General features: G+C 69.3%; 13 protein-coding genes and 1 pseudogene. 9 read left to right on the forward strand and 5 right to left on the reverse strand.

Annotation, left to right across the window (positions count from 1 at the left end; all coding sequences use genetic code 11):
• Window positions 1–31: 31 nt before the first annotated feature.
• Window positions 32–4,114, forward strand: a complete 4,083-nt coding sequence (gene hrpA / locus C1926_RS20990; RefSeq protein ID WP_108760542.1) for an ATP-dependent RNA helicase HrpA — start codon at window positions 32–34, stop codon at window positions 4,112–4,114.
• 94 nt (window positions 4,115–4,208) lie between these two features.
• Here the strand turns inward: hrpA and C1926_RS20995 are convergent, their stop codons facing one another.
• The 3 genes and pseudogenes from C1926_RS20995 to pgaC form a co-directional block, all read right to left on the reverse strand.
• Window positions 4,209–4,733, reverse strand: a complete 525-nt coding sequence (locus C1926_RS20995) for a hypothetical protein (protein ID WP_108760543.1) — start codon at window positions 4,731–4,733, stop codon at window positions 4,209–4,211.
• 58 nt (window positions 4,734–4,791) lie between these two features.
• On the reverse strand, window positions 4,792–5,244 hold the full coding sequence (gene pgaD / locus C1926_RS21000) for a poly-beta-1,6-N-acetyl-D-glucosamine biosynthesis protein PgaD (protein ID WP_108760544.1): 453 nt from the start codon (window positions 5,242–5,244) through the stop codon (window positions 4,792–4,794).
• A pseudogene (pgaC, locus tag C1926_RS21005) lies at window positions 5,241–6,497 on the reverse strand (poly-beta-1,6-N-acetyl-D-glucosamine synthase). Before pgaC ends, pgaD begins: the two are co-directional and overlap by 4 nt.
• Before the next feature lie 242 nt (window positions 6,498–6,739).
• On the opposite strand from pgaC, the gene C1926_RS21010 reads away from it, so the two are divergent.
• The 7 genes from C1926_RS21010 to tsaB all read left to right on the forward strand — a co-directional run bounded on the left by C1926_RS21010 (window position 6,740) and on the right by tsaB (window position 18,017).
• Window positions 6,740–8,899 carry a bifunctional (p)ppGpp synthetase/guanosine-3',5'-bis(diphosphate) 3'-pyrophosphohydrolase gene (locus tag C1926_RS21010; RefSeq protein ID WP_174214139.1) on the forward strand — a complete coding sequence of 720 codons (2,160 nt, stop codon included), beginning with the start codon at window positions 6,740–6,742 and terminating at the stop codon, window positions 8,897–8,899.
• Between the two features lie 30 nt (window positions 8,900–8,929).
• The gene (locus C1926_RS21015; RefSeq protein WP_108760545.1) at window positions 8,930–10,501 is read left to right on the forward strand and encodes a hypothetical protein; all 1,572 of its coding nucleotides are present in this window, start codon (window positions 8,930–8,932) and stop codon (window positions 10,499–10,501) included.
• Between the two features lie 125 nt (window positions 10,502–10,626).
• Window positions 10,627–11,571 carry a glycosyltransferase family 2 protein gene (locus C1926_RS21020; protein ID WP_108760546.1) on the forward strand — a complete coding sequence of 315 codons (945 nt, stop codon included), beginning with the start codon at window positions 10,627–10,629 and terminating at the stop codon, window positions 11,569–11,571.
• Window positions 11,572–11,645: 74 nt separating this feature from the next.
• Window positions 11,646–14,081 (forward strand): penicillin-binding protein 1B, encoded by a 2,436-nt coding sequence (gene mrcB / locus C1926_RS21025; protein ID WP_079222869.1) that lies wholly within the window; start codon window positions 11,646–11,648, stop codon window positions 14,079–14,081.
• Complete coding sequence (locus C1926_RS21030; protein WP_079222868.1) at window positions 14,081–14,614, forward strand: hypothetical protein; 534 nt, start codon at window positions 14,081–14,083, stop codon at window positions 14,612–14,614. Before mrcB ends, C1926_RS21030 begins: the two co-directional genes overlap by 1 nt.
• Before the next feature lie 610 nt (window positions 14,615–15,224).
• Window positions 15,225–17,279 carry an ATP-dependent DNA helicase gene (locus C1926_RS21035; protein ID WP_108760547.1) on the forward strand — a complete coding sequence of 685 codons (2,055 nt, stop codon included), beginning with the start codon at window positions 15,225–15,227 and terminating at the stop codon, window positions 17,277–17,279.
• Window positions 17,280–17,303: 24 nt separating this feature from the next.
• Entirely contained in the window at window positions 17,304–18,017 is a 714-nt protein-coding gene (tsaB, locus tag C1926_RS21040) for a tRNA (adenosine(37)-N6)-threonylcarbamoyltransferase complex dimerization subunit type 1 TsaB (protein WP_108760548.1), read from the forward strand.
• Between the two features lie 580 nt (window positions 18,018–18,597).
• On the opposite strand, the gene C1926_RS21045 is transcribed toward tsaB, so the two are convergent.
• Together C1926_RS21045 and gshB are read right to left on the reverse strand one after the other, a co-directional pair.
• Window positions 18,598–19,482: an energy transducer TonB gene (locus C1926_RS21045; protein ID WP_079222865.1), complete on the reverse strand. Its 885-nt coding sequence runs from the start codon at window positions 19,480–19,482 to the stop codon at window positions 18,598–18,600.
• Window positions 19,482–20,429, reverse strand: a complete 948-nt coding sequence (gshB, locus tag C1926_RS21050) for a glutathione synthase (protein WP_079222864.1) — start codon at window positions 20,427–20,429, stop codon at window positions 19,482–19,484. Before gshB ends, C1926_RS21045 begins: the two co-directional genes overlap by 1 nt.
• Before the next feature lie 240 nt (window positions 20,430–20,669).
• On the opposite strand from gshB, the gene pilG reads away from it, so the two are divergent.
• Window positions 20,670–21,071: a twitching motility response regulator PilG gene (gene pilG, locus C1926_RS21055; protein WP_005418455.1), complete on the forward strand. Its 402-nt coding sequence runs from the start codon at window positions 20,670–20,672 to the stop codon at window positions 21,069–21,071.
• The last annotated feature ends 17 nt before the right edge of the window (window positions 21,072–21,088 follow it).

The following is a 21,088-nucleotide window of genomic DNA, read 5'->3' on the forward strand; positions in this document are numbered from 1 at the left end:
GTCGCTTTCAAAGTTTTGAACGAACCGATTGATGAACGCTATCGATAAAAATCCGCCGCCCCGCCTGCGCCAACAGCGCGCCGCCATTGACGGCGCCATGAGCCGCGACCGGGGCCGTTTGCTGGGAATGCTCTCGCGTTGCCAGGCCAAGCCAGACGATGCCGCTCTGGCGACCAGCTTTGAGCAGGCCTTGCAGGCGTCGGTGCAGCGCCGGCAGGTACGGGCGCAACAGCAGCCGGCCATTACTCTGGACCCGCAGCTGCCGATTGCGCGTGAAGCCGAGGCGATCATCGGCCTGATCCGCGACCACCAGGTGGTGGTGATTGCCGGCGAAACCGGCTCGGGCAAGACCACTCAGCTGCCCAAGCTGTGCCTGGCCGCGGGCCGGGGCCAGGCCGGCATGATCGGCTGCACCCAGCCGCGACGGATTGCCGCACGTGCGGTGGCCAGCCGCGTGGCACAGGAACTGCAGAGCGAGCTGGGCCAGCTGGTCGGCTACCAGGTGCGCTTCAACGACAAGGTCAGCGAAGACAGCCGCATCAAGTTCATGACCGACGGCATCCTGCTGGCGGAGATCGCCAGCGACCGCTGGCTGTCGAACTACGACACGATCATTGTCGACGAGGCGCACGAACGCAGCCTCAACATCGACTTCCTGCTGGGCTACCTGAAGCAGCTGCTGCGCAAGCGCCCGGACCTGAAGCTGATCGTCACCTCGGCCACCATCGACACCGAACGCTTCGCCCAGCATTTCGACAATGCACCGGTGATCAGCGTGGAAGGCCGCACCTTCCCGGTGGAAGTGCGCTACCGCGCGCTGGAAGGCGAGGGCGAAGACCAGGGCGAGCGCACCGTCAACGATGCCATCGTGTCGGCCATCGACGAGATCACCCGCCTGGATTCGCGCGGCGACGTGCTGATCTTCCTGCCCGGCGAACGCGAGATCCGCGACGCGCACCAGTCGCTGGAACGGCGCAAGTACCGCAACACCGAGGTGCTGCCGCTGTACGCGCGGTTGTCCAACCAGGACCAGGACCGGGTGTTCAACCCCGGCCCGAACCGGCGCATCGTGCTGGCCACGAATGTGGCGGAAACCTCGCTGACGGTGCCGCGCATCCGCTACGTGGTCGATCCGGGTTTTGCCCGCGTCAAGCGCTACAGCCCGCGCAACAAGCTGGACCGCCTGCACATCGAGCCGATCTCGCAGGCCAGCGCCAACCAGCGCAAGGGCCGCTGCGGGCGTATCGCCGAAGGCATCTGCTACCGCCTGTACGCCGAGGCTGATTTCCAGGCGCGGCCGGAGTTCACCGATCCGGAAATCCGCCGCTCCAGCCTGTCCGGGGTGATCCTGCGCATGCTGCAGCTGGGTTTGGGCCGCATCGAGGATTTCCCGTTCCTGGAAGCGCCGGACGAACGTGCGGTGGCCGACGGTTGGCAGCAGCTGACCGAGCTGGGCGCGATCGATGCCGAGCGGCGCATGACCACCATCGGCAAGCAGATGGCACGCCTGCCGGTGGACGTGAAGCTGGCGCGCATGCTGGTGGCCGCGCAGGCCGCCGGCTGCCTGCGGTCGATGCTGGTGATCGCCTCGTTCCTGGGCATCCAGGACCCGCGCGAGCGCCCGCCCGAAGCCCGCGGTGCGGCCGACAGCGCGCATGCGCAGTTCGCCGATGGCCGCTCTGAATTCGTCGGCGTGCTGCGGCTGTGGGATGCCTACCGGCAGGCCCACGAAGACCTGACCCAATCCAAGCTGCGCGACTGGTGCGGGCGCCACTTCCTCGGTTTCCTGCGCATGCGCGAATGGCGCGAGCTGCACCGCCAGCTGCGCCTGCTCTGCGAAGAACTGGGCTGGAAGGAAGAAACCAGCGATGCCTCGATGGCACCGTTGCTGGCTGGCAGCAGTGCGCCAGCGCCGGCGCGTGACGATGCGGCGGCGGTGAAGGCCACCCGTGGCCAGTTGCACCGCGCCGCGCGCCTGGCCCGCGAAGGCAAGGCCGAAGCCGCGCCGGCCCCGGTGGCCGTGCGCGCACAGAAGGAACAGGCCCCCGCCGGGGGCGGTTTCAGCGAACGCGTACGTGCGGCCGCCTACCAGACCCTGCACCGCGCACTGGTGGCAGGCCTGCCGACGCAGATCGGCCATCGCACCGAAAAGGGCGATTTCCAGGCCCCGCGGCAGCGCCGCTTCCTGCCGTTCCCGGGCTCGACGCTGTCCAAGCGCCCGCCGCCGTGGCTGCTGGTGGCCAACCTGCTGGATACACAGAAGGTCTGGGGCATGACCCTGGCTGCGATCGAGCCGGACTGGGTGATCGCCGAGCTGCCGCACCTGCTGCTGCGCAAGCACTTCGACCCGCACTGGTCGCGCGCGCAGGGCCAGGTGCTGGCGTCCGAGCAGATCAGCCTGTTCGGCCTGGTGCTGGCACCGAAGAAGCCGGTGCACTACGGCCGCATCGAGCCCGGCGAGGCGCATGACATCTTCGTGCGGCAGGCGCTGGTGACCGGCGAGATCAACACCCGCGCCAGCTTCGTGGCCGACAACCAGAAGGTGCTGGAACTGGCCCGCGAGGAAGAGGCCAAGCTGCGCCGTGCCGGCATCGTCGCCGACGAGGACTGGCAGGCGCGCTGGTACCTGGACCGGGTGCCGCCGCAGATCCATTCGGCCGCTGGCCTGGATACCTGGTGGAAAGCACTGCCGCCGGAACAGCGCAGGACGCTGCACTGGTCGCTGGTCGACCTGCTGCCCGGCGAAGGCAGCGAGCAGGAGCGCTACCCCAAGTACTTGCCGCTGGGACAGGCGCGCCTGCCGCTGCATTACCGCTTCGAGCCGGGCGCCGACGACGACGGCGTGACCCTGGACGTGCCGTTGCACCTGCTCAATGCGCTGGACCCGGTGCAGCTGGGCTGGCTGGCGCCGGGCTTCGTGGCCGACAAGGCCTCGGCGCTGATCCGCAGCCTGCCCAAGGCGATGCGCCGCAACTACGTGCCGGCACCGGACTTCGGCCGCGCCTTCTTCGAGGCGTTCCCGCAGCCCAGCGCCGATGCCATCAGCGGTGAACTGGCGCGCTTCCTGTCACGTGCGACCGGCGCGACGGTGAGCGCGCTTGATTTCGAGCCCGGTTCGATCGAGCCGCACCTGCACATGAACCTGCGCCTGCGCGATGAGCACGGCAAGGTGCTGGCCACCTCGCGTGACCTCGATGCGCTGCGTGCGACGTTCGGTGGCCGTGCCGGTGATGCCTTCGCTGCGCGGGCTGGCCGCGAGATGGCGGCCGATGGGCTGCGCACGTTCCCGGCCACGCCGATTCCGCTGCAGGTACCGGGCGAAGCCGGCGTGCCGGCCTATCCGGCGCTGCTGGACGAGGGTGACAGCGTGGCGCTGCGCATCTTCGCCGACCGCCAGCAGGCACAGGAGGCCCATCCGCTGGGCGTGCGCCGTCTGCTGGAGATCGCCCTGGCGGAGAAAGTGAAGCAGGCGCGCAAGCAGCTGCCGGTCGCGCCCAAGACCGGCCTGCTGTATGCGGCCATCGAATCGCAGGAACGCCTGCGTGGGGATCTGGTCGATGCGGCGATGAACGCCGTGCTGGCCGAAGGGCTGGAGGACATCCGCGATGCGGCGGCGTTCGAGCAGCGTCGCGACCACGCGGCCAAGGCGCTGTTCGGCGAGGCGATGTCGCGGCTGAAACTGGCCGAGACGATCCTGGCGCTGGTGGCGGAACTGAAGCCGCTGCTGGAAGCACCGCTGATGGGCTGGGCGCGTGGCAACCTGGATGACATGGAAGCGCAGCTGGTGGGCCTGATCCATCCCGGCTTCCTGCGCGATACGCCGGCCGACGCGTTGGCGCAGTACCCGCGCTACCTGAAGGCGATGATTCTGCGCACTGAACGCGCCAAGCGCGATCCGCCACGCGACCAGGCGCGCATGCTGGAACTGCATCCGTTCCTGGACGCGCTGCGTGCCGGTGATGAGCAGGGCCTGCGTGAGCGCCCGCAATGGCAGGCGCTGCGCTGGGACCTGGAAGAGCTGCGGGTATCGCTGTTCGCGCAGGAACTGGGTGCGCGCACCGGCATCTCGGCCAAGAAACTGGCACAGCGGGTGACCGCGCTGCGCCAGGCGTGAATCCAGTCCTGTAGAGCCGAGCCCACGCTCGGCTGCCTTTCGATGCATTGCAAGCAGCCGAGCGTGGGCTCGGCTCTACAGCAAGGCCACGGCGTTACTTGGTGCGGCGCACCTTGGCCTGGGTGTTCACGCCTTCCACCTTCATGTACCACACGCCCATCATGCCGGGCGAGATGCTGACCTTGGGCGACGTGCGGCGCACGCCGCTGAGGCTGGTGGCGTCGGTCTGTTCCCACACCTGGCCGTTGTCCAGGGTGTAGACGCGGCCCTTGCCGAAGCCGCGGAACTCGCCCTGCAGCACGCCGGTCACCGGTTCACTGCTGCCGAAATCGAAGAACCCGCGGTTCTTGACGATCACTTCCTGGCGGCCCTCTTCGCGTGCTTCTTCGCGCACGGCGGCCACGGCCTGGGTGGTGGCCGCTTCGACCTTGCCCTGCAGCCAGCGGTTGAGCGTGGCCAGTTCGGCGGCACTGAGCTTGTCCAGGCCGGCGGCCTTGAACTCGGCCTGGGTCATCTGGGCCTGCAGGTCGCCTTCGACAACCCGTTGGGCCAGGGCCGGCATCGCGGCAGTACACAGAACAAGGGCGACGCAGAGCGGGCGCAGCAGGCGCAGGGACATGGCGTTTCTCCTGGAGGTGGCCCGAGTGTAGAGCAGGCCACGCCAAGCGGCACCTGCCCTACGGCCCGCGCGGCTTCCGCCAGGCTTTCACCGGCCGCGCCTGCTCGTCCATGCGCACGGTCACCACCCGGTGCCGGCGCAGGGTATGCATCACCTGGGCGGGGGCCTGCAGCCGCTCCCGCACTGCCGCGTCGGCCACGTCCGGGCGGCGCAGGCGGCGGTCGGCGTCGGCAAATCGTGTACGGTTGTACTCGGCCCAGCCGATCAGCAGCAGCCCGCACAGCAGCGCGATGATCGGCAGCGCGGCGAGAATGAAGGGGTCGACCGCGTTGCGCTGCAGGTACAGCCGGTCCCAGCCCGCCTGCAGGCCCAGGACCCAGGCGACCAGCGTGGCCAGCGGCACCCACAGCCAGGCGTAGGCCGACCAGGCCAGCAGGGTGGCTGCGCGCTGCAGGAAGCGCTTCTGGCGCGCCAGCCGCTCGGGCCGGACGATGACAGGTGGCGGCGTCATGAAACCCCCCGGTCCGGACTGATCCAGCGCGCACGCTGCTGCTTCCGCCACGACAGCAGGGTGCGCGGCAGCGCCACCACGGCGGCGGCCATGCCGATGGTCCAGAAGGCCAGCGGATACCAGATGACCCAGTAGAACTGGCGCGCCAGGCCGCGTTCGTAGCGGCGTTCGATCAGCAGGCTGGTGCCGAACTGCAGCAGGCACACCAGCGCCAGCACGACGCCGTGCCAGCGCGGCAGCAGCGTATCCACGTAGAGCGCGCGGGGCAGGGGCACCACCTTGCCGAGCAGCCACAGCAGCACGATGACCAGCATGGTGTAGGCCCAGGCCAGGCTCAGGGCGTATTCCAGCAGTACGGCCCACATCCGCCGCCGCCGCCACGACAGCACCCTGCGCCCGTGCTGCAGCAGGACTTCCACGCCGCCGCGTGCCCAGCGCAGGCGCTGCCGCCACAGGCCGCGCAGGGTTTCAGGCATCAGCACCCAGCACAGCGCGTTGGGTTCGTAGCGGATGTCCCAGCCATCCAGTTGCAGGCGCCAGGAGATGTCGATGTCTTCGGTGACCATGCGGTCGTTCCAGAAGCCCACCCGATGCAGCGCGGTGCGGCGGAACGCGCAGATGGCACCGGACAGGGTGAACAGCCGGCCGTAGACGCGCTGGGCGCGCTTGATCAGGCCGATGATGGCCGAGAACGCGCCCACCTGCATGCGGGCCAGCAGGGTGGTGTGGTTGCGTACGCGCGGGTTGCCGGTGACCGCGCCAACGCGCGGGCCGTCGATCAGGTGGCCCACCATCCAGCGCGTGGCATGCGGGTCCAGCAGCACATCGGCATCCACGCAGACCAGGAATTCCTAACGCGCGGCCAGTGCACCGATGCGCAGTACGTTGGCCTTGCCCTGGTTCTGTTCCAGGTGCACCACGCGCAGGTTCGGGTACTGCGGCAGCAGGCTCTCCAGCACGGTGGCGCTGTCATCGCTGCTGCCATCGTTGATGGCGATGATTTCCAGCCGCGGGTAGGCCTGTGCAGCGATGGCGTGGATCGTGTCTGCGATGTGCCGCGCCTCGTTGAAGCAGGGCACCAGCACGCTGACCGGCGGTTGGCTGCGCAGTGGCGGGGGCGCGTCAGGGCGTGGCGCACCGCGTTCGCGGCGCAGGTAGTAGTAGATGCCGCCGACCATCCAGAAAAAGGCCATCACGACCGGATAGAAGAAGGCGAAGTTGAACAGCAGCGTGACGAGTGAAACGTTTTCCATCCACGACATCGGCACTCCCCGCAGGCACGCTGCGGCACACCACCGCAACGGGCTCGACCATGCCCAGCGGTTTGTAAACCCGGCGTGGTTGTCTGAACCGTCCAGTCAGGAAGCAGGGTGCCGCGCCCGCCGCCACGGGCGTGCGCCGGCATGAACACATGAGCGTCGATGAAGGCGCTGGCGATTGTTCCTGAACGGGCGGAGCGTTACCGTAGAGCCCTCTGTCTTTGATGTCCGATGCTGTGAACCGCGCGTCTGCCCCCGGCCTGGAAGCCTTGTTGAACCGTCCCTCGGCAGCGGTGCTGCCCGCGCCGCTGCGCGAAGCCCTGCTGCAGTGGTGGGACGCTGCCGATACCTCGCACGAGATGCGTGGCAGCAGCCTGTCGATCCTGGCCGATACGCTGGACGCACTGGCCCTGCTGTCGGCCGACGAAGGCGCGGTGCTGGCCGCCCTGCTGTTCGACCTGCCGGGCCTGCGCGCGCACCTGGACGCGCTGCCGCTGGGCAGCCACAAGGCCGCGGTGGCCGGGCTGCTGGACGGCCAGGACGCCGCCGATCCGGTCTGGGCACTGCATGCCGGCCGCGAAGCCGGGCGCAACAGCGAAGGCCTGCGCCGCTTGCTGCTGGCCATCATCCACGACCTGCGGGTGGTGCCGATCCTGCTGGCCCGGCAGCTGGCGCGCATGCGTGCGGCCGACAAGCTGGATGAGGAGCAGCGCCGCGCGCTGGCCCAGCTGACCCGTGACATCCATGCCCCGCTGGCCAACCGCCTGGGTATCTGGCAGTTGAAGTGGGAGCTGGAGGACCTGGCGTTCCGCCACCTGGAGCCGGACACCTACCGCCGCATCGCGCGCGAAGTGGACGAAACGCGCATCGCCCGCGAACGCTACGTCGAGCACGTCAAGAAGACGCTGTCGCGCGAACTGGCCGCGCAGGGCATCCACGCTGAAGTGAGCGGGCGGCCCAAGCACATCTACAGCATCTGGCGGAAGATGCAGAAGAAGCGGCTGGCCTTCGACCAGCTGTACGACATCCGTGCGGTGCGGGTGATGGTGGACGATGTGGCCGCCTGCTACGCCGCGCTGGGCGTGGTGCACGCACTGTGGGCACCGGTGCCCAGCGAGTTCGACGACTACATCGCCCGCCCCAAGGCCAACGACTACCGTTCGCTGCATACCGCCGTGGTCGGCCCGGAAGGGCGCACCATTGAAGTGCAGATCCGCACCCATGACATGCACGCGCAGGCCGAGCTGGGCGTGGCCGCGCACTGGAAGTACAAGGAAGGCAGCAAGGGCGCGGAAAAAGCCTTTGATCGCAAGATCACCTGGATGCGGCAGCTGCTGGAGCAGGCGCAGGAAGGGCAGGGCAACGAACTGGCCGGCGCGCTGGATGCCGAGCTGACCGAAGACCGGGTCTACGCGCTGAGCCCCAAGGATGAGGTGCTGGACCTGCCGCAGGGCGCCACGCCGCTCGATTTCGCCTACCAGGTGCACACCATGGTGGGCCACCGCTGCCGGGGCGCCAAGGTCAATGGCCGCATCGTGCCGCTCACCTACCGCCTGCGCAGCGGCGACCGCGTGGAGATCCTGACCGGCAAGGAGGCCGATCCCCGCCGTGACTGGCTGATGCCGGCACTGGGCTTCCTGGCCAGCAACCGCTCGCGCGAAAAGGTGCGCAGCTGGTTCCACAAGCTTGACCGCGCACGCAACGTGCAGGCCGGCCGCGAGCTGCTGGAGCGCGAGCTGAAGCGGCTGGGCCTGCAGCATTCGGACCTGGCAGCGGCAGCGAAGAAGTTCCACGCCGACAGCATCGACGACCTGTACATCCAGGTGGCGCTGGGCGATACCGGCCCCAACCAGGTCAGCCGTGCGCTGCTGGAAGCCGAGCGTGCGGCCAGCCAGCCGGCGCCTGCGCCGACCCTGCCGCGGCCGACCGCGCGCCGCGAGAACCTGGGCAATTCCAAGTTCACCGTGCAGGGCGTGGGCAACCTGCTGGTGCAGCTGGCGCGCTGCTGCCAGCCGGTGGCGGGCGAGCCCATCGTCGGCTACCTGACCCGTAGCCGGGGTGTCACCGTGCATCGTGCAGACTGCGCGGCGCTGGCACGGCTTGCCGCCGCCAGCCCGCAGCGCATCCTGCCAGTGGAATGGGGCCAGGCCGGCGGCGGCTACGAAGTGGACGTGGTGGTCAGCGCGGTCGACCGCCGCTGGCTGCTGAAGGACATCACCAACCTGATCGCACAGGAAGACGCGTACGTGCTCGACATCCACAGCGACAACGTGCGCAACAGCGGCCGCGCGCACCTGCGCCTGCGCCTGAAGGTGACCGATTACGGCCAGCTGTCGAACCTGCTGGGCAAGCTGGATGCACTGCCGGGCGTGAGCGAGGCGCGTCGTCTGGGCTGAGCTTCACGCTGCCCCGACTACCCTGCACGCATGGAACGCGAGCCCCTGCATCGCCGCCACGGCGCCGACCACCCCGCGCTGGACCGCGTTCGCCGCGAGGGGCGCTGGTGGTGGCTGCAGGCGCGCCATGCGCGCCGGGTCTGGCGCTGGGCACTGCTGGCGGCGGTGGTGGTGTTCGTGGCGCTGGTGCTGCTGCGCAGGCCGCTGGCGGACTGGTTCTGGGACGAACCGCAGATCGAACAGCTGCTGGCCGAGGGCGACCGCGCGCTGGCTGCGGGGCGCTTGAGCGCCGACGACGGCAGCGGCGCCCGCGAACGCTACCAGGCCGCGCTGGCCCTCGATGGCGACCGCCTGCAGGCGCGACAGGGCCTGGCACGCACGGGGACGGCGGCATTGCGGCAGGCCGGCGAGCGGCTGCAGGCCGATGACCTGGACGGCAGTGCAAAGGCGCTCGCCCTGGCCCGCGAACTGCAGGTGCCGCAGGGCCAGGCCGATGCCGTGGCGCAGCAGCTGCAGGCACGGCGCAGTGCAGGTGCCGGTATCGGCGCATTGCTGGCACAGGCGCGCAATGCCTTCGCGGCCGGCCGCCTGGATGACGGCGACACCAGTGCACTGCCGTTGTTCCAGCGCATCCTGGCCCTGCAGCCGGACAACCTGCAGGCGCTGGAAGGGCGCGAAGACGCGCTGAGTGACCTGCTGCAGCGTGGACGGGCGCTGGCCGCACGCGGCGAGCTGGCGCAGGCCGCGGCGCTGCTGCAGCGCGCGCGACAGTTTGATGCCGGGCACAGCGATCTGCCGGCCAGCCAGGAAGCGCTGGCACGAGCGCTGGACCAGCGCCTGCGGCAGGGCCAGCGCGCGCTGAAACAGCAGAAGCTGGAGGCCGCGGCCGACGCCTTCGAGGCGGTGCTTGCGGTGGCGGCCGATGATCCCAATGCGCTGCGCGGCCGCGAGCAGAGTGCGCAGGCGCTGCTGGCGCGCAGCCAGCGCCACGCTGCCGACTTCCAGCTCGAAGCGGCCGAGGCCGACCGTGCGCGGGCTGCTGCGCTGGGCGCATCGCAGGCGGCCGTGCAGCAGGCCGCGCAGCGCATCCAGCGTGCGCAGCAGGCCCGGCAGGCGCAGCAGCAACCCACCTTGAGCGCGGCCCAGCGCGAGCGGCAGCTGCGCGACCGCCTGCGCCAGATCGACCGCGCCGAACGCGAAGGGCGCTGGATCAGCCCGCCGGGGCACAGCGCGTTCGACGCACTGCGCGAGGCGCAGTCACTGGCTCCGCGCGATGCCCGCGTCAGGGCGGCCGCTGCGCGCCTGTTGCCGGCCAGCCGGCAATGTTTCGATGACAACCTGCGGCAGAACCGGGTACAGGCCGCGGGCGCCTGCCTGCAGGCGTGGCAGACGCTGGCGCCGACCGCACCGGGCCTGCCGTCGGCACGGGTGCGGCTGGCGCAGCGCTGGCTGGCCATCGGCAGCGAGCGCCTAGGCCGCGGCGACGTGGCCTTCGCCGAGGCCGCCGTTGCCCAGGTGCGCCAGCTGCAGCCGGACCTGCCGGAACTGGCCGCGTTCGAGCAGCGCCTGCGGCAGGTAGGCGCGGAATCCTGGCGGCGTTGACCCTGCGCCGTGCAGGGGAGTCGGGTATAGTCCAGCGGCTCCAACTTCCCCCGTCTGGCCATGTCCCGCGTAGCGTCTGAAGCAACTGTCGGCTGGAGCATGGTGCCGGCGATGCGGTGGGCCCGATGATCCAGCAATCACCCGCGAGCCTGTCCGCCACCGACGCGTCCCGCGTCTGTGCAGTGATCGTCACTTACGGACCGGACCCGGTGCTGTTGCAGCGCGTGGTCGACAGCGTGCTGCAGCAGGTCGGCCATCTGGTCGTGTTCGACAATGGCAGTGGCGATGTCGATGTCACCGCGATCCTTGGCGACAGGGCCGGCGTCACCCTGGTGGCGTCGCCCCGCAACGTGGGGCTCGGCTGCGCGCTGAACCGCGCGTACGAAACGGCCGACGCACTGGGTTTCGACCACGTGCTGTTGATGGACCAGGACAGTGTGCTGGCGCCGGGCATGGTCGATGTGTTGTGGACGGCGCTGGTCGAGCTGGCGCAGGCCGGGCCGGTGGCTGCGGTCGGGCCGCAGTTCCGCGATTCGCGCAGTGGCGTGCTGGCACCGTTCGTGCGTTTCGGCTTCCCGCTCAACCACAAGCTGCGCGGTGGGCCGGGGCAGCGCGTGTCGTGCGACTTCCTCATCACCTCCGGCTCGCTGGTGCCGATCAAGGCGCTGCAGGCCATCGGCCCGATGGACGAGGGGCTGTTCATCGACAACCTCGACATGGACTGGTGTTTCCGCGCCAAGCGCGCCGGCTATGCGCTGTATGGCATCTGCGACGCGCAGATGAGCCACAGCATCGGCGAGGAGCTGCTGCCTTCGCGCGCGAAGGCGGACGGGGTGATCGTGCACAAGCCGTTCCGGCTGTACTTCATCATGCGCAACCGGGTGCTGCTGTACGCCCGCGCTTACACCCCGCGCGTATGGATCGCCCAGGACATTCCGCGGCTGCTGCTGAAACTGGTGGGCAATGGCCTGTTCCTGGCCCCGCGCCGGGTTCGACTGCGGTTCATGTTGAAGGGCCTGTGGGACGGCGTGCGGGGCGTGACGGGCGGGCTGCCACCGGGCAGTCGCTGAACAGGCCCAATTGCAGACCTTTCCTGCGGGAAGGGCTGGGGTAGACTCGCCTGACCCTACATTCCCGCATTCCCGTGCCCCGACGCTACGATTCCGACGACATCGACGATTCCGACGACGACCTGCAGGACTCCGGACCGCTGTGGCGCCGCCGGCTGATCACCTGGACCATGGCGGCAGTCGCGCTGGGACTGGGTTTCCTGATCCCCTATACGCTGTACCTGAATCAACAGGTCACCCAGCGTTTCGGCGAGCTGCGCTGGCAGATTCCGACCCGCGTCTACGCGCGCCCGCTGGTGCTGGTGCCCGGCAAGGCCATGGACGCGGCCACGCTGAAGACCGAACTGGCCGCCTCGGCCTACCGTGATGATGGACAGGGCAAGGACCCGGCCACCTACGCGGTGCAGGGCGGGCGCTTCACCATCTCCAGCCGCGGCTACAACGATGTCGATGGCCACGTCGCCGCCAAGCGGGTGGAACTGTCGCTGTCCGGCGGCAGCATCGCCTCGCTGCGTGATGCTGATTCGCGCAAGGCGCTGAAAGCGGCCCGCCTCGATCCGGCCCGCATCGCCACGCTGTACGGGCAGAAGCAGGAAGAGCGCCGCCTGATCCGCATGAACGAAGCGCCGGACCTGCTGGTGACCGGCCTGCAGGCGGTGGAGGACAAGGACTTCAACCGCCATCACGGCATCGACCTGTCCGGCATCGCGCGCGCGGTGTGGGTGACCATCCGTTCCGGTGGCCAGAGCCGCCAGGGCGCATCCACGCTGACCCAGCAGCTTGCCCGCAGCGGCCTGCTCGGCATCGGCAAGGAGCAGACCCTCACCCGCAAGTTCAATGAAGTGCTGTATGCGCTGATCATGGAAGCGCGCTACGACAAGCGCACCATTTTCGAGGCGTACCTGAACCAGGTGTACCTGGGCCAGCGCGGCAGCCAGGCGATCCACGGCATGTCTTCCGGCGCCGAGTTCTGGTTCGGCCGCGACCTGTCCTCGCTGGATACCGAGCACATCGCGCTGCTGATCGGCCTGGTCAAGGGCCCGTCCTACTACGACCCGCGACGCAACCCGGAACGGGCGACCGACCGCCGCAACTTCGTGCTGGGCAAGCTGCACGAAGCAACGCTGATCGACGACGCCGAGTACCAGCGTGCGCTGAAAGCACCGCTGGGCGTACCCAAGAGCCCGGGCTTGGTGGCGGCCAACCGCTTCCCGGCCTACGTCGACCTGGTGCGGCGCCAGCTTGGCCATGACTACCCCGAATCGGCCCTGCAGGGCGCCGGCCTGAGCGTGATGTCCGGTATGTCGCCGTCCGCGCAGGCCTACGCGGAAGGCGCGGTGACCCGCACCATCAAGTCGCTGGAAAGCAAGCGTCGCCCCGAGCTGCAGGCCGGCCTGGTGATGACCGACGTGCACAATGGCGACGTGGTGGCGGTGATCGGCAGCCGCGAGGTATCCGAAGTCGGCTTCAACCGCGCGATCGAGGCACAGCGCCCGGTGGGCTCGCTGCTGAAGCCGTTCGTGTACCTGCTGGCCCTGGCCCAGCCCAACCGCTATTCGCTGGCCAGCTGGGTGGACGATTCGCCGGTGACGGTGCAGCTCGGCCGTGGCCGCAACTGGAGCCCGGGCAACGCGGACAACCGCAGCCACGGCACGGTGCGCCTGATCGATGCGCTGGCCCATTCCTACAACCAGGCCACGGTGCGCGTGGGCATGGATGTGGGTCCGGAGCGGGTGACCCAGCTGATCCACGTGCTGGCCGGCATCAAGGCCGATCCCAATCCGGCGGTGATCCTCGGCTCGACCGACCAGAGCCCGTATGCGATGGCCCAGCTGTACCAGTTCCTGGCCTCCGGCGGCGAGATCCAGCCGCTGCATGCGGTGCGTGGCGTGCTTGATCCGCAGGGCAAGCTGCTCAAGCGCTATGACAAGACCCCGGCACCGGCCCAGGAAGGCGATTCGATTGCCGCCAACCTGATCAGCATCGGCCTGCAGCAGGTGGTGGCCAGCGGCACCGCGCAGCGCCTGAACGCCGATGGCCTGGGCCGCCTGCAGCCGGCCGGCAAGACCGGTACCACCAACGATGGTCGCGACAGCTGGTATGCCGGTTACACCGGCGACCACCTGGCGGTGATCTGGATGGGCAACGACCAGAACGAGCAGGCTGGCCTATACGGCGCCACCGGCTCGATGCGGGTCTGGTCGGGCATCTTCCAGCGCCTGCCGAGTGCGCCGCTGAAGGTCAGCAACAAGGGCCTGGACTGGCAGTCGGTGGCTGGCACCGGCACCAACAGCACCGATGAAGGCTGCCCCGACGCTCGTCGTTTCCCGTTCGTGGTCGGCTACGCGCCGGCCTACGCGCCCTGCGCCCCGGCCGCATTGCCGGAGGAGCAGGGAGGCGAGAGCGAAGGCGGCGGCTGGCGCAGCTGGTTCGGCCTGGACCGCAAGCAGGAACCGCCGGCCGAGCCGGCGGCAGCGCCTGCCACCGCCACTCCTCCTCCCAGCCGGTGATGCCGATGACCCTTCGTTCCCTGTATCCGCTGCTGGCCGTGACCGGCCTGAGCCTGGCGCTGGCCGCCTGCGTGAGCAGCCCGCCGCCGGCCGCCAAGCCGGTGGCCACGACCACGCCGGCGCAGCGCCTGGCCGCCGTGGAAGCGGCAGCGGGCCCGGACGACAAGGAACTGTCGGTGCAGCCGCTGCGTGATTCGCAGGTGGAAGACCTGCGCCAGACCGCGCTGGCCCAGCGCCAGGGCAACGACTTGGCAGCGGCCGCGGGCAGCCTGGACCAGGCCTTGCAGATCGTGGCCGGCGACCCGGCGGTGCTGCAGGAACGCGCGGAGATCGCGCTGCTGCAGGGCCAGTGGGCCGAGGCGGAGGCTTTCGCGCGCAAGGCGGTGGACCTGGGGTCGAAGACGGGCCCGCTGTGCCGCCGGCACTGGGCGACGATCGAGCAGTCGCGCCTGGCGCGCGGCGAGAAGGAGAATGCGGTGTCGGCGCATTCGCAGATTGAAGGGTGCACGGTGCCGGGGATCAAGCGGTACTGAGTTTCCAGGCAACGGCGCAGCCCCTCGTGGCTGGCGGGTCGGTAGAGTCGACTGTTAGTCGACTGGCCTTGCGAGGTGGGCCGGGCGGGTGGGCTGCGCAGGGGACGCTGCAAGTACGTCCATGTAAGCTCGGTCGCCGCATCCATGCGGCTCACGCCCCTGCGCAGCCCACCCGCCCGGCCTCTGACAGTTTCCGTGTGCGTCCAGCCACGGAAAAGAAAAAAACAAATCAAAAGCGGGTCGCACGCTGCACGCACTCGCCGTGGGGTCGGATCCGTTTTCCGCAGGAAAACGGATCCGACCCCTTCTTGTTTCCGTTCCATCACCGCTTCCAGATGCCAGTCGAGCAAGCTCGACTCTACGAAGCAGGTCCATCCGTCACCAGGAAACTGTCGAAGGCGGGGGGCTGTGGGTTTGCGGGGTGTGAGCCGCATGGATGCGGCGACCAAGCCCCCATGGATGGGTTTACGGCGTCCCCGCAAACCCACAGCCCCCTGCCAACCCGCAGTACAACCCAGAGCCATGAACACCGCCGTTGCCGTTGCCTTTGCCTACGCCCTGGCTTGAAACGGGTGCCGGGCAGCGCCCGGCCGGGTATCCTTCCTGTCTGATGTCCGACCTCGTCCATGCCAGCCGCGAAGCGCTCAGCGAAGGCGGCGCGCTCGCCTCGCACCTGGATGCCTTCGTCCCGCGTCCCGCGCAGCTGCGCCTGACCGAGGCCATCGCCGATGCGCTGCAGCAGCGCGATCTACTGCTGGCCGAGGCCGGCACCGGTACCGGCAAGACCTTCGCCTACCTGGTGCCGGTGCTGCTGTCCGGCCTGCGCACCATCATCTCCACCGGCACCCGTGCGCTGCAGGACCAGCTCTACCATCGCGACCTGCCGCGCGTGCGCCAGGCGCTGGGCGTCGGCCTGCGCAGCGCGCTGCTGAAGGGCCGTGCCAACTACCTGTGCCGCTACCGGTTGCAGCAGGCACGGGGCGAACCGCGCTTTTCCAGCCCCGAACAGGCCGCGCAGTTCCAGCGCATCCTCGCCTGGTCCGGTCGCTCCCAGTTCGGTGACATCGCCGAGCTGGATGGACTGGCCGACGATTCGCCGCTGCTGCCCATGGTGACCTCCACTGTCGACAACTGCCTGGGCACCGACTGCCCGTTCTGGGACGACTGCTTTGTCGTGCACGCGCGGCAACGTGCGCAGGCGGCCGACGTGGTGGTGGTCAACCACCACCTGCTGCTGGCCGACCTGGCCCTGAAACAGGATGGCTTCGGCGAACTGCTGCCGGGTGCGCAGGCCTTTGTCATCGACGAGGCACACCAGTTGCCCGAACTGGCCGCGCAGTTCTTCGGCGAAGGCTTCGGCATGCGCCCATGGCAGGAACTGGGCCGCGATTGCCTGGCCGAGGCGCGTGGCGTGGGCGGTGCGCAGTCGGCGCTGCAGGAACCCGTCGACCAGCTGCAGCAGGCGCTGCTGGCGCTGCGCCTGGCGATGGAAGGGCTGCCGTCGCGTGGCACGCAGTGGCGTGCGCTGGCGATGCCGCAGGTGCGCGAGGGCTTCGATATGGCCATGAGCTGCCTGGTGGCGCTGGAACAGGCGCTGCAGCCGCTGCGCGAAGCCGCCGCCGGCCTTGATGCCTGCCATGCGCGTGCACGCGAAGCGGTTTCGCGGCTGGCGCGCTGGCTGGGCGACGACGAACCCACCCTGGATTTCGATACCGACCCGGCCGATGCGGCCAGCGCCGCCGACGTGCTCTGGTACGAACTCACGCCGCGCGGTTTCCGCTGCCAGCGCACGCCGATGGATGTGTCCGGGCCGCTGCGCGAGCACCGCGAGCGCAGCCGCGCCGCCTGGATCTTCACTTCGGCCACGCTGACCGTGGGCGGGGGCTTCGAGCACATCACCACCCGCCTGGGCCTGGATGATCCGCACACGCTGGTCCAGCCGAGTCCGTTCAACTGGCCCGAGCAGGCGCTGTGCTACCTGCCTGAAGGCCTGCCCGATCCGGCGGCGCGCGGCTTCGGCACGGCGCTCATCCAGGCCCTGCGGCCGGTGCTGCAGGCCTCGCAGGGCAGGGCATTCCTGCTGTTTGCCTCGCACCGTGCGCTGCGCGAGGCGGCCGAGGCGCTGCGCGATGGGCCGTGGCCGTTGTTCGTGCAGGGCGAGGCGCCGCGCGCAACGTTGCTGCAGCGCTTCCGCGATTCCGGTAACGGCGTGCTGCTCGGCTCGGCCAGCTTCCGCGAAGGCGTGGACGTGGTGGGCGAGGCGTTGAGCGTGGTGGTCATCGACAAACTGCCGTTCGCCGCGCCGGATGACCCGGTCTATGAAGCACGGCTGGAGGCGATCCGCAGCCAGGGCGGCAATCCGTTCCGCGACGAGCAGTTGCCGCAGGCGGTGATCGCCCTCAAGCAGGGCGTGGGCCGGCTGATCCGCAGCGAGACCGATCGCGGCGTGCTGGTGCTGTGCGACCCGCGCCTGCTCAACCGCGGCTATGGCCGGGTGTTCCTCGATTCCCTGCCGCCGTTCCGCCGCACCCGCGCGCTGGCCGATGTGCAGGCCTTCTTTGCGCCACAATGGTCCCCCGTGGCCGAGGACGCCGCCGCCCCGACCGCCCCGGCCCCCGCGCCGGGTCCGGAGCCGGCCCCCGGTGCCACGTTCCCCCTGTTCTGACCCGATGCGTCCTGATCCGATCCGATGAAACTGCTCGCCTTTGAAACCGCCACCGAAGCCTGTTCCGTTGCCCTGCATGTCGATGGGCAGGTGCTGGAGCGCTTCGAGATCGCCCCGCGCCGCCATGCCGAACTGAGCCTGCCGTGGGCCGAGGCGCTGCTGGCTGAAGCCGGCATCAGCCGCCGCCAGCTGGATGGCATCGCGCTCAGTCGGGGCCCCGGCGCGTTCACCGGCGTGCGCCTGGCGATCGCGATCGCCCAGGGCATCGCGCTGGCGCTGGACCGGCCGCTGCTGCCGGTATCGACGCTGCAGGTGCTGGCGCTGCGTGCGCCGGCGGAAGAAGACCAGATCCTGTCGGCGATCGATGCGCGGATGGGCGAGTTGTACGTTGCGTGCTTCGAGCGGGTGGATGGCCTGCCGGTGGCGCGCGATGCCGAGCGTGTCTGCGCACCGGCGGCGGTGGCGCTGCCGGACGGGCTGCGGGCCTACGGTGTCGGCACCGGTTTCGGCGCGGCCGAGGGCGCGCTGGTGGCGCAGCTGGGAGCTGGGTTGCGTGGCTTCGATGCAGCAGCGTTGCCTCGCGCATCGGACGTGCTGGCGCTGGCGGTGCCCGCGTTCGCCCGTGGCGAAGGCATGGCGGCGGAGAAGGTCGAGCCGGCCTATCTGCGTGACAACGTCGCGCTGACCCTGGTCGAGCAGCAGGCCGCCCGCGAGGCGAAGGCGAAAGCCAACGGCTGAGCCCCTCGTGGCTGAAGATCGGTAGAGTCGACTGTTAGTCGACTGCAACAACCGCGCCTGGTCGGGCGGGTGGGCTGCGCAGGGGACGCTGCAAGTACCCCTCCGGGGCCCGGCCCAGCCGCAGGCGGCTGGGCGTTCGGGCGCTTGCGAAGCAGTGCTTCGCGAGCAAAGCGGCCTCACCCATGTAAGCTCGTAGGCGCCATCCATGGCGCCTGCGCCCCTGCGCAACCCACCCGCCCGACCTCTGACAGTTTCCGTGCGAGTCCGCCACGGAAAATCAAAAAAAGAAAAGTCAAAGTCAAAAACATCCACGCGTTGCGTGGATGTGTGTCGACCAAGGTCGACACCTACCAAAGGCGAGGACGCGCCGCGATCTGTCAGGGGCGGGGCGGTGTGGGCTTGCAGGACCGCAGGCGCCATGGATGGCGCCTACGAGCCCCCATGGACGGGTTTACGGCGTGTCCTGCAAGCCCACACCGCCCCGCCAGACCCACAGCCCAACCGCCGCTTTTGACGTTGACCTTGACGTTGAAGTTGACGTTCAGCGGGTCCCGGGCCGCAGGCCCGGGCAACAAAAAACCTACCGGTCGTCGCGCAGTTCGCCACCCGGCAGGAACACCCACGTCCGGGTCACCTGCAGGATATCCACGCCATCATCCGTCTTCGGCAGCGCCGGGAACGGCTGCGCCAGCCTGATCACCCGCAAGGCCGCCTCATCCAGCAACGGCGTGCCGCTGGATTTCAGGATGCGGCTGCTTTCCACGCTGCCATCGCGGCGCACCCCCACGCTGATCACCACCTGGCCGCCCAGCCGGCGCTGGCGCGCTTCGTCCGGGTAGTTCAGGTTGCCCACCTGCTCGGCGCGGTCCACCCACGCGCGCAGGTAATTGGCATAGGCGTACTCGCGCGTGCTGGCCGAGACGAACTTGCGGTTCGGGCGCTTGGCGTACTGCGCCGAGCGCAGGTGCACCTCGGCCGCGAGCCGGGCCATTTCCGCATCACGCTGCTCGCGCGCGGTCTGCGCCGCGTCCGGGGTGGGCTCCAGCGGGGTGGGGCGGGCCTGCGCCTGCGCCACGGTGTCCTCGCCATTGCGGCTGCTGACCACCCGCGCCTGCGGTGGCGGCACCGGCGCGGCCGACTGCTGTTGCTGCGGGACCGGGCTCAGTCCGGCCTGGGCCTGCGGCACGATGCCGGTCTGGTTGTCACGCGGGCGCTGCGCACGGTCATGCTCGCCGCCGCCTTCCTGGCTGGCCGCCGCCAGGAAATCGGCCTGCTTCGGCGTCAGCGCCGTGCGCGTCTGGCTGAAGATCACTTCCAGCGTCGGCACCAGCGGCGCCTCGCCCTTGACGGCAAAGCCCACGCCCAGGATCAGCAGGGCGTGGACGATGACCGACAGGGCAAGGGTGGCCCCCAGCCGCTGCGCTTCGCGCGGCGGCGGGGCCAGCACAGCAGGTGCGGCGTCCATCAGCGCAGGCCGGCCTCGATCGCGTCGAACAGGGTGCCGGCGATGTTCAGGCCGTACTGCGCGTCCAGTTCGCGCACGCAGGTCGGGCTGGTCACGTTCACTTCGGTCAGGTAATCGCCGATCACGTCCAGGCCGACGAAGCGCATGCCGCGGCGCTTCATCTCCGGCCCGACCTGGGCGGCGATCCAGCGGTCACGCTCGCTGAGCGGGCGGCCTTCGCCGCGGCCACCGGCGGCCAGGTTGCCGCGGAACTCGTCACCCTGCGGGATGCGCGCCAGGCAGTAGTCCACCGGTTCGCCGTCGACCAGCAGGATGCGCTTGTCGCCGGCGGTGATGTCGGGGATGAACTTCTGGGCCAGCGCCAGCTTGCGGCCGCCGTCGGTCAGGGTTTCCAGGATCACATTCAGGTTCGGATCGCCCTGGCCGCTGCGGAAGATGGAGCGACCGCCCATGCCGTCCAGCGGCTTCAGCACGGCCTGGCCGTGTTCCAGGGCGAAGGCCTTCAGCGCCTTGGCGTCGCGGCTGACCAGGGTCGGCGGGCAGCACTGCGGGAACAGCAGGGCGGCCAGCTTCTCGTTGTAGTCGCGCAAGCCCTGCGGGTTGTTGACCACGCAGGCGCCGGCAGCGGCGGCCACGTCCAGCACCTGGGTGTCATAGACGTATTCGGCATCAACCGGCGGGTCCTTGCGCATCAGCACGATCTGGCCGGGGCCGAACACGGTGCGGCTGAATGCGCCAAGCTCATACCAGCCGGCGGGGTCGTCGCGCACCTGCAGCGGGGCGGTCTGGGCCACGGCCACGCCGCCTTCCAGCGCCAGGCCGCCCGGCCGCACGTAGTGCAGGGCGTGGCCGCGGCGCTGAGCTTCCAGCAGCATGGCGAACGTGGTGTCCTTGGCGATCTTGATGTGGGCGATGGGGTCCATCACCACGATGACGTTCAACGGCATGGGTGCACCTGTCAGGCAAGGCGTTGATGGTAGCGGCAACGCCCCCCGCGTGCCTGCCCGGGGCAGTGCAACGCTGCGTCCGTCCTGCCGCCTGCGCAGTCATTGCCAAACGGGTCACGTTCAGCCAGCCGCCGACCCAAGCGCCGTGGGCGTGGCTTGAAGCGGGCGCCGGAAGTGCGATATAGATACGCCTTCGTAGCGGCCCCCAGCACAGAAGGGTCGCGCGCTTGGGGAAAGGCAATGACTGAAAACACGACTGCGGGCGGGGAGCTCGCAGGACTCCGGGTGATGGTCATCGATGACTCGAAGACCATCCGCAGGACTGCGGAAACACTGCTGAAGCGCGAAGGCTGCGAAGTAGTGACCGCGACCGATGGCTTCGAGGCCCTGGCCAAGATCGCCGACCAGCAGCCACAGATCATCTTCGTGGACATCATGATGCCCCGTCTCGACGGGTATCAGACCTGCGCGCTGATCAAGGGCAACCAGCTGTTCAAGGCGACGCCGGTGATCATGCTGTCCTCCAAGGACGGCCTGTTCGACAAGGCCCGCGGGCGCATCGTCGGCTCGGAACAGTACCTGACCAAGCCTTTCACGCGTGAAGAACTGCTGGGTGCCATCCGCACATACGTCAACGCCTGACCAGGGGGGAAAGGCAC

The sequence above is a fragment of the Stenotrophomonas sp. ZAC14A_NAIMI4_1 genome, from assembly GCF_003086915.1.
Taxonomy (GTDB): Bacteria; Pseudomonadota; Gammaproteobacteria; order Xanthomonadales; family Xanthomonadaceae; genus Stenotrophomonas.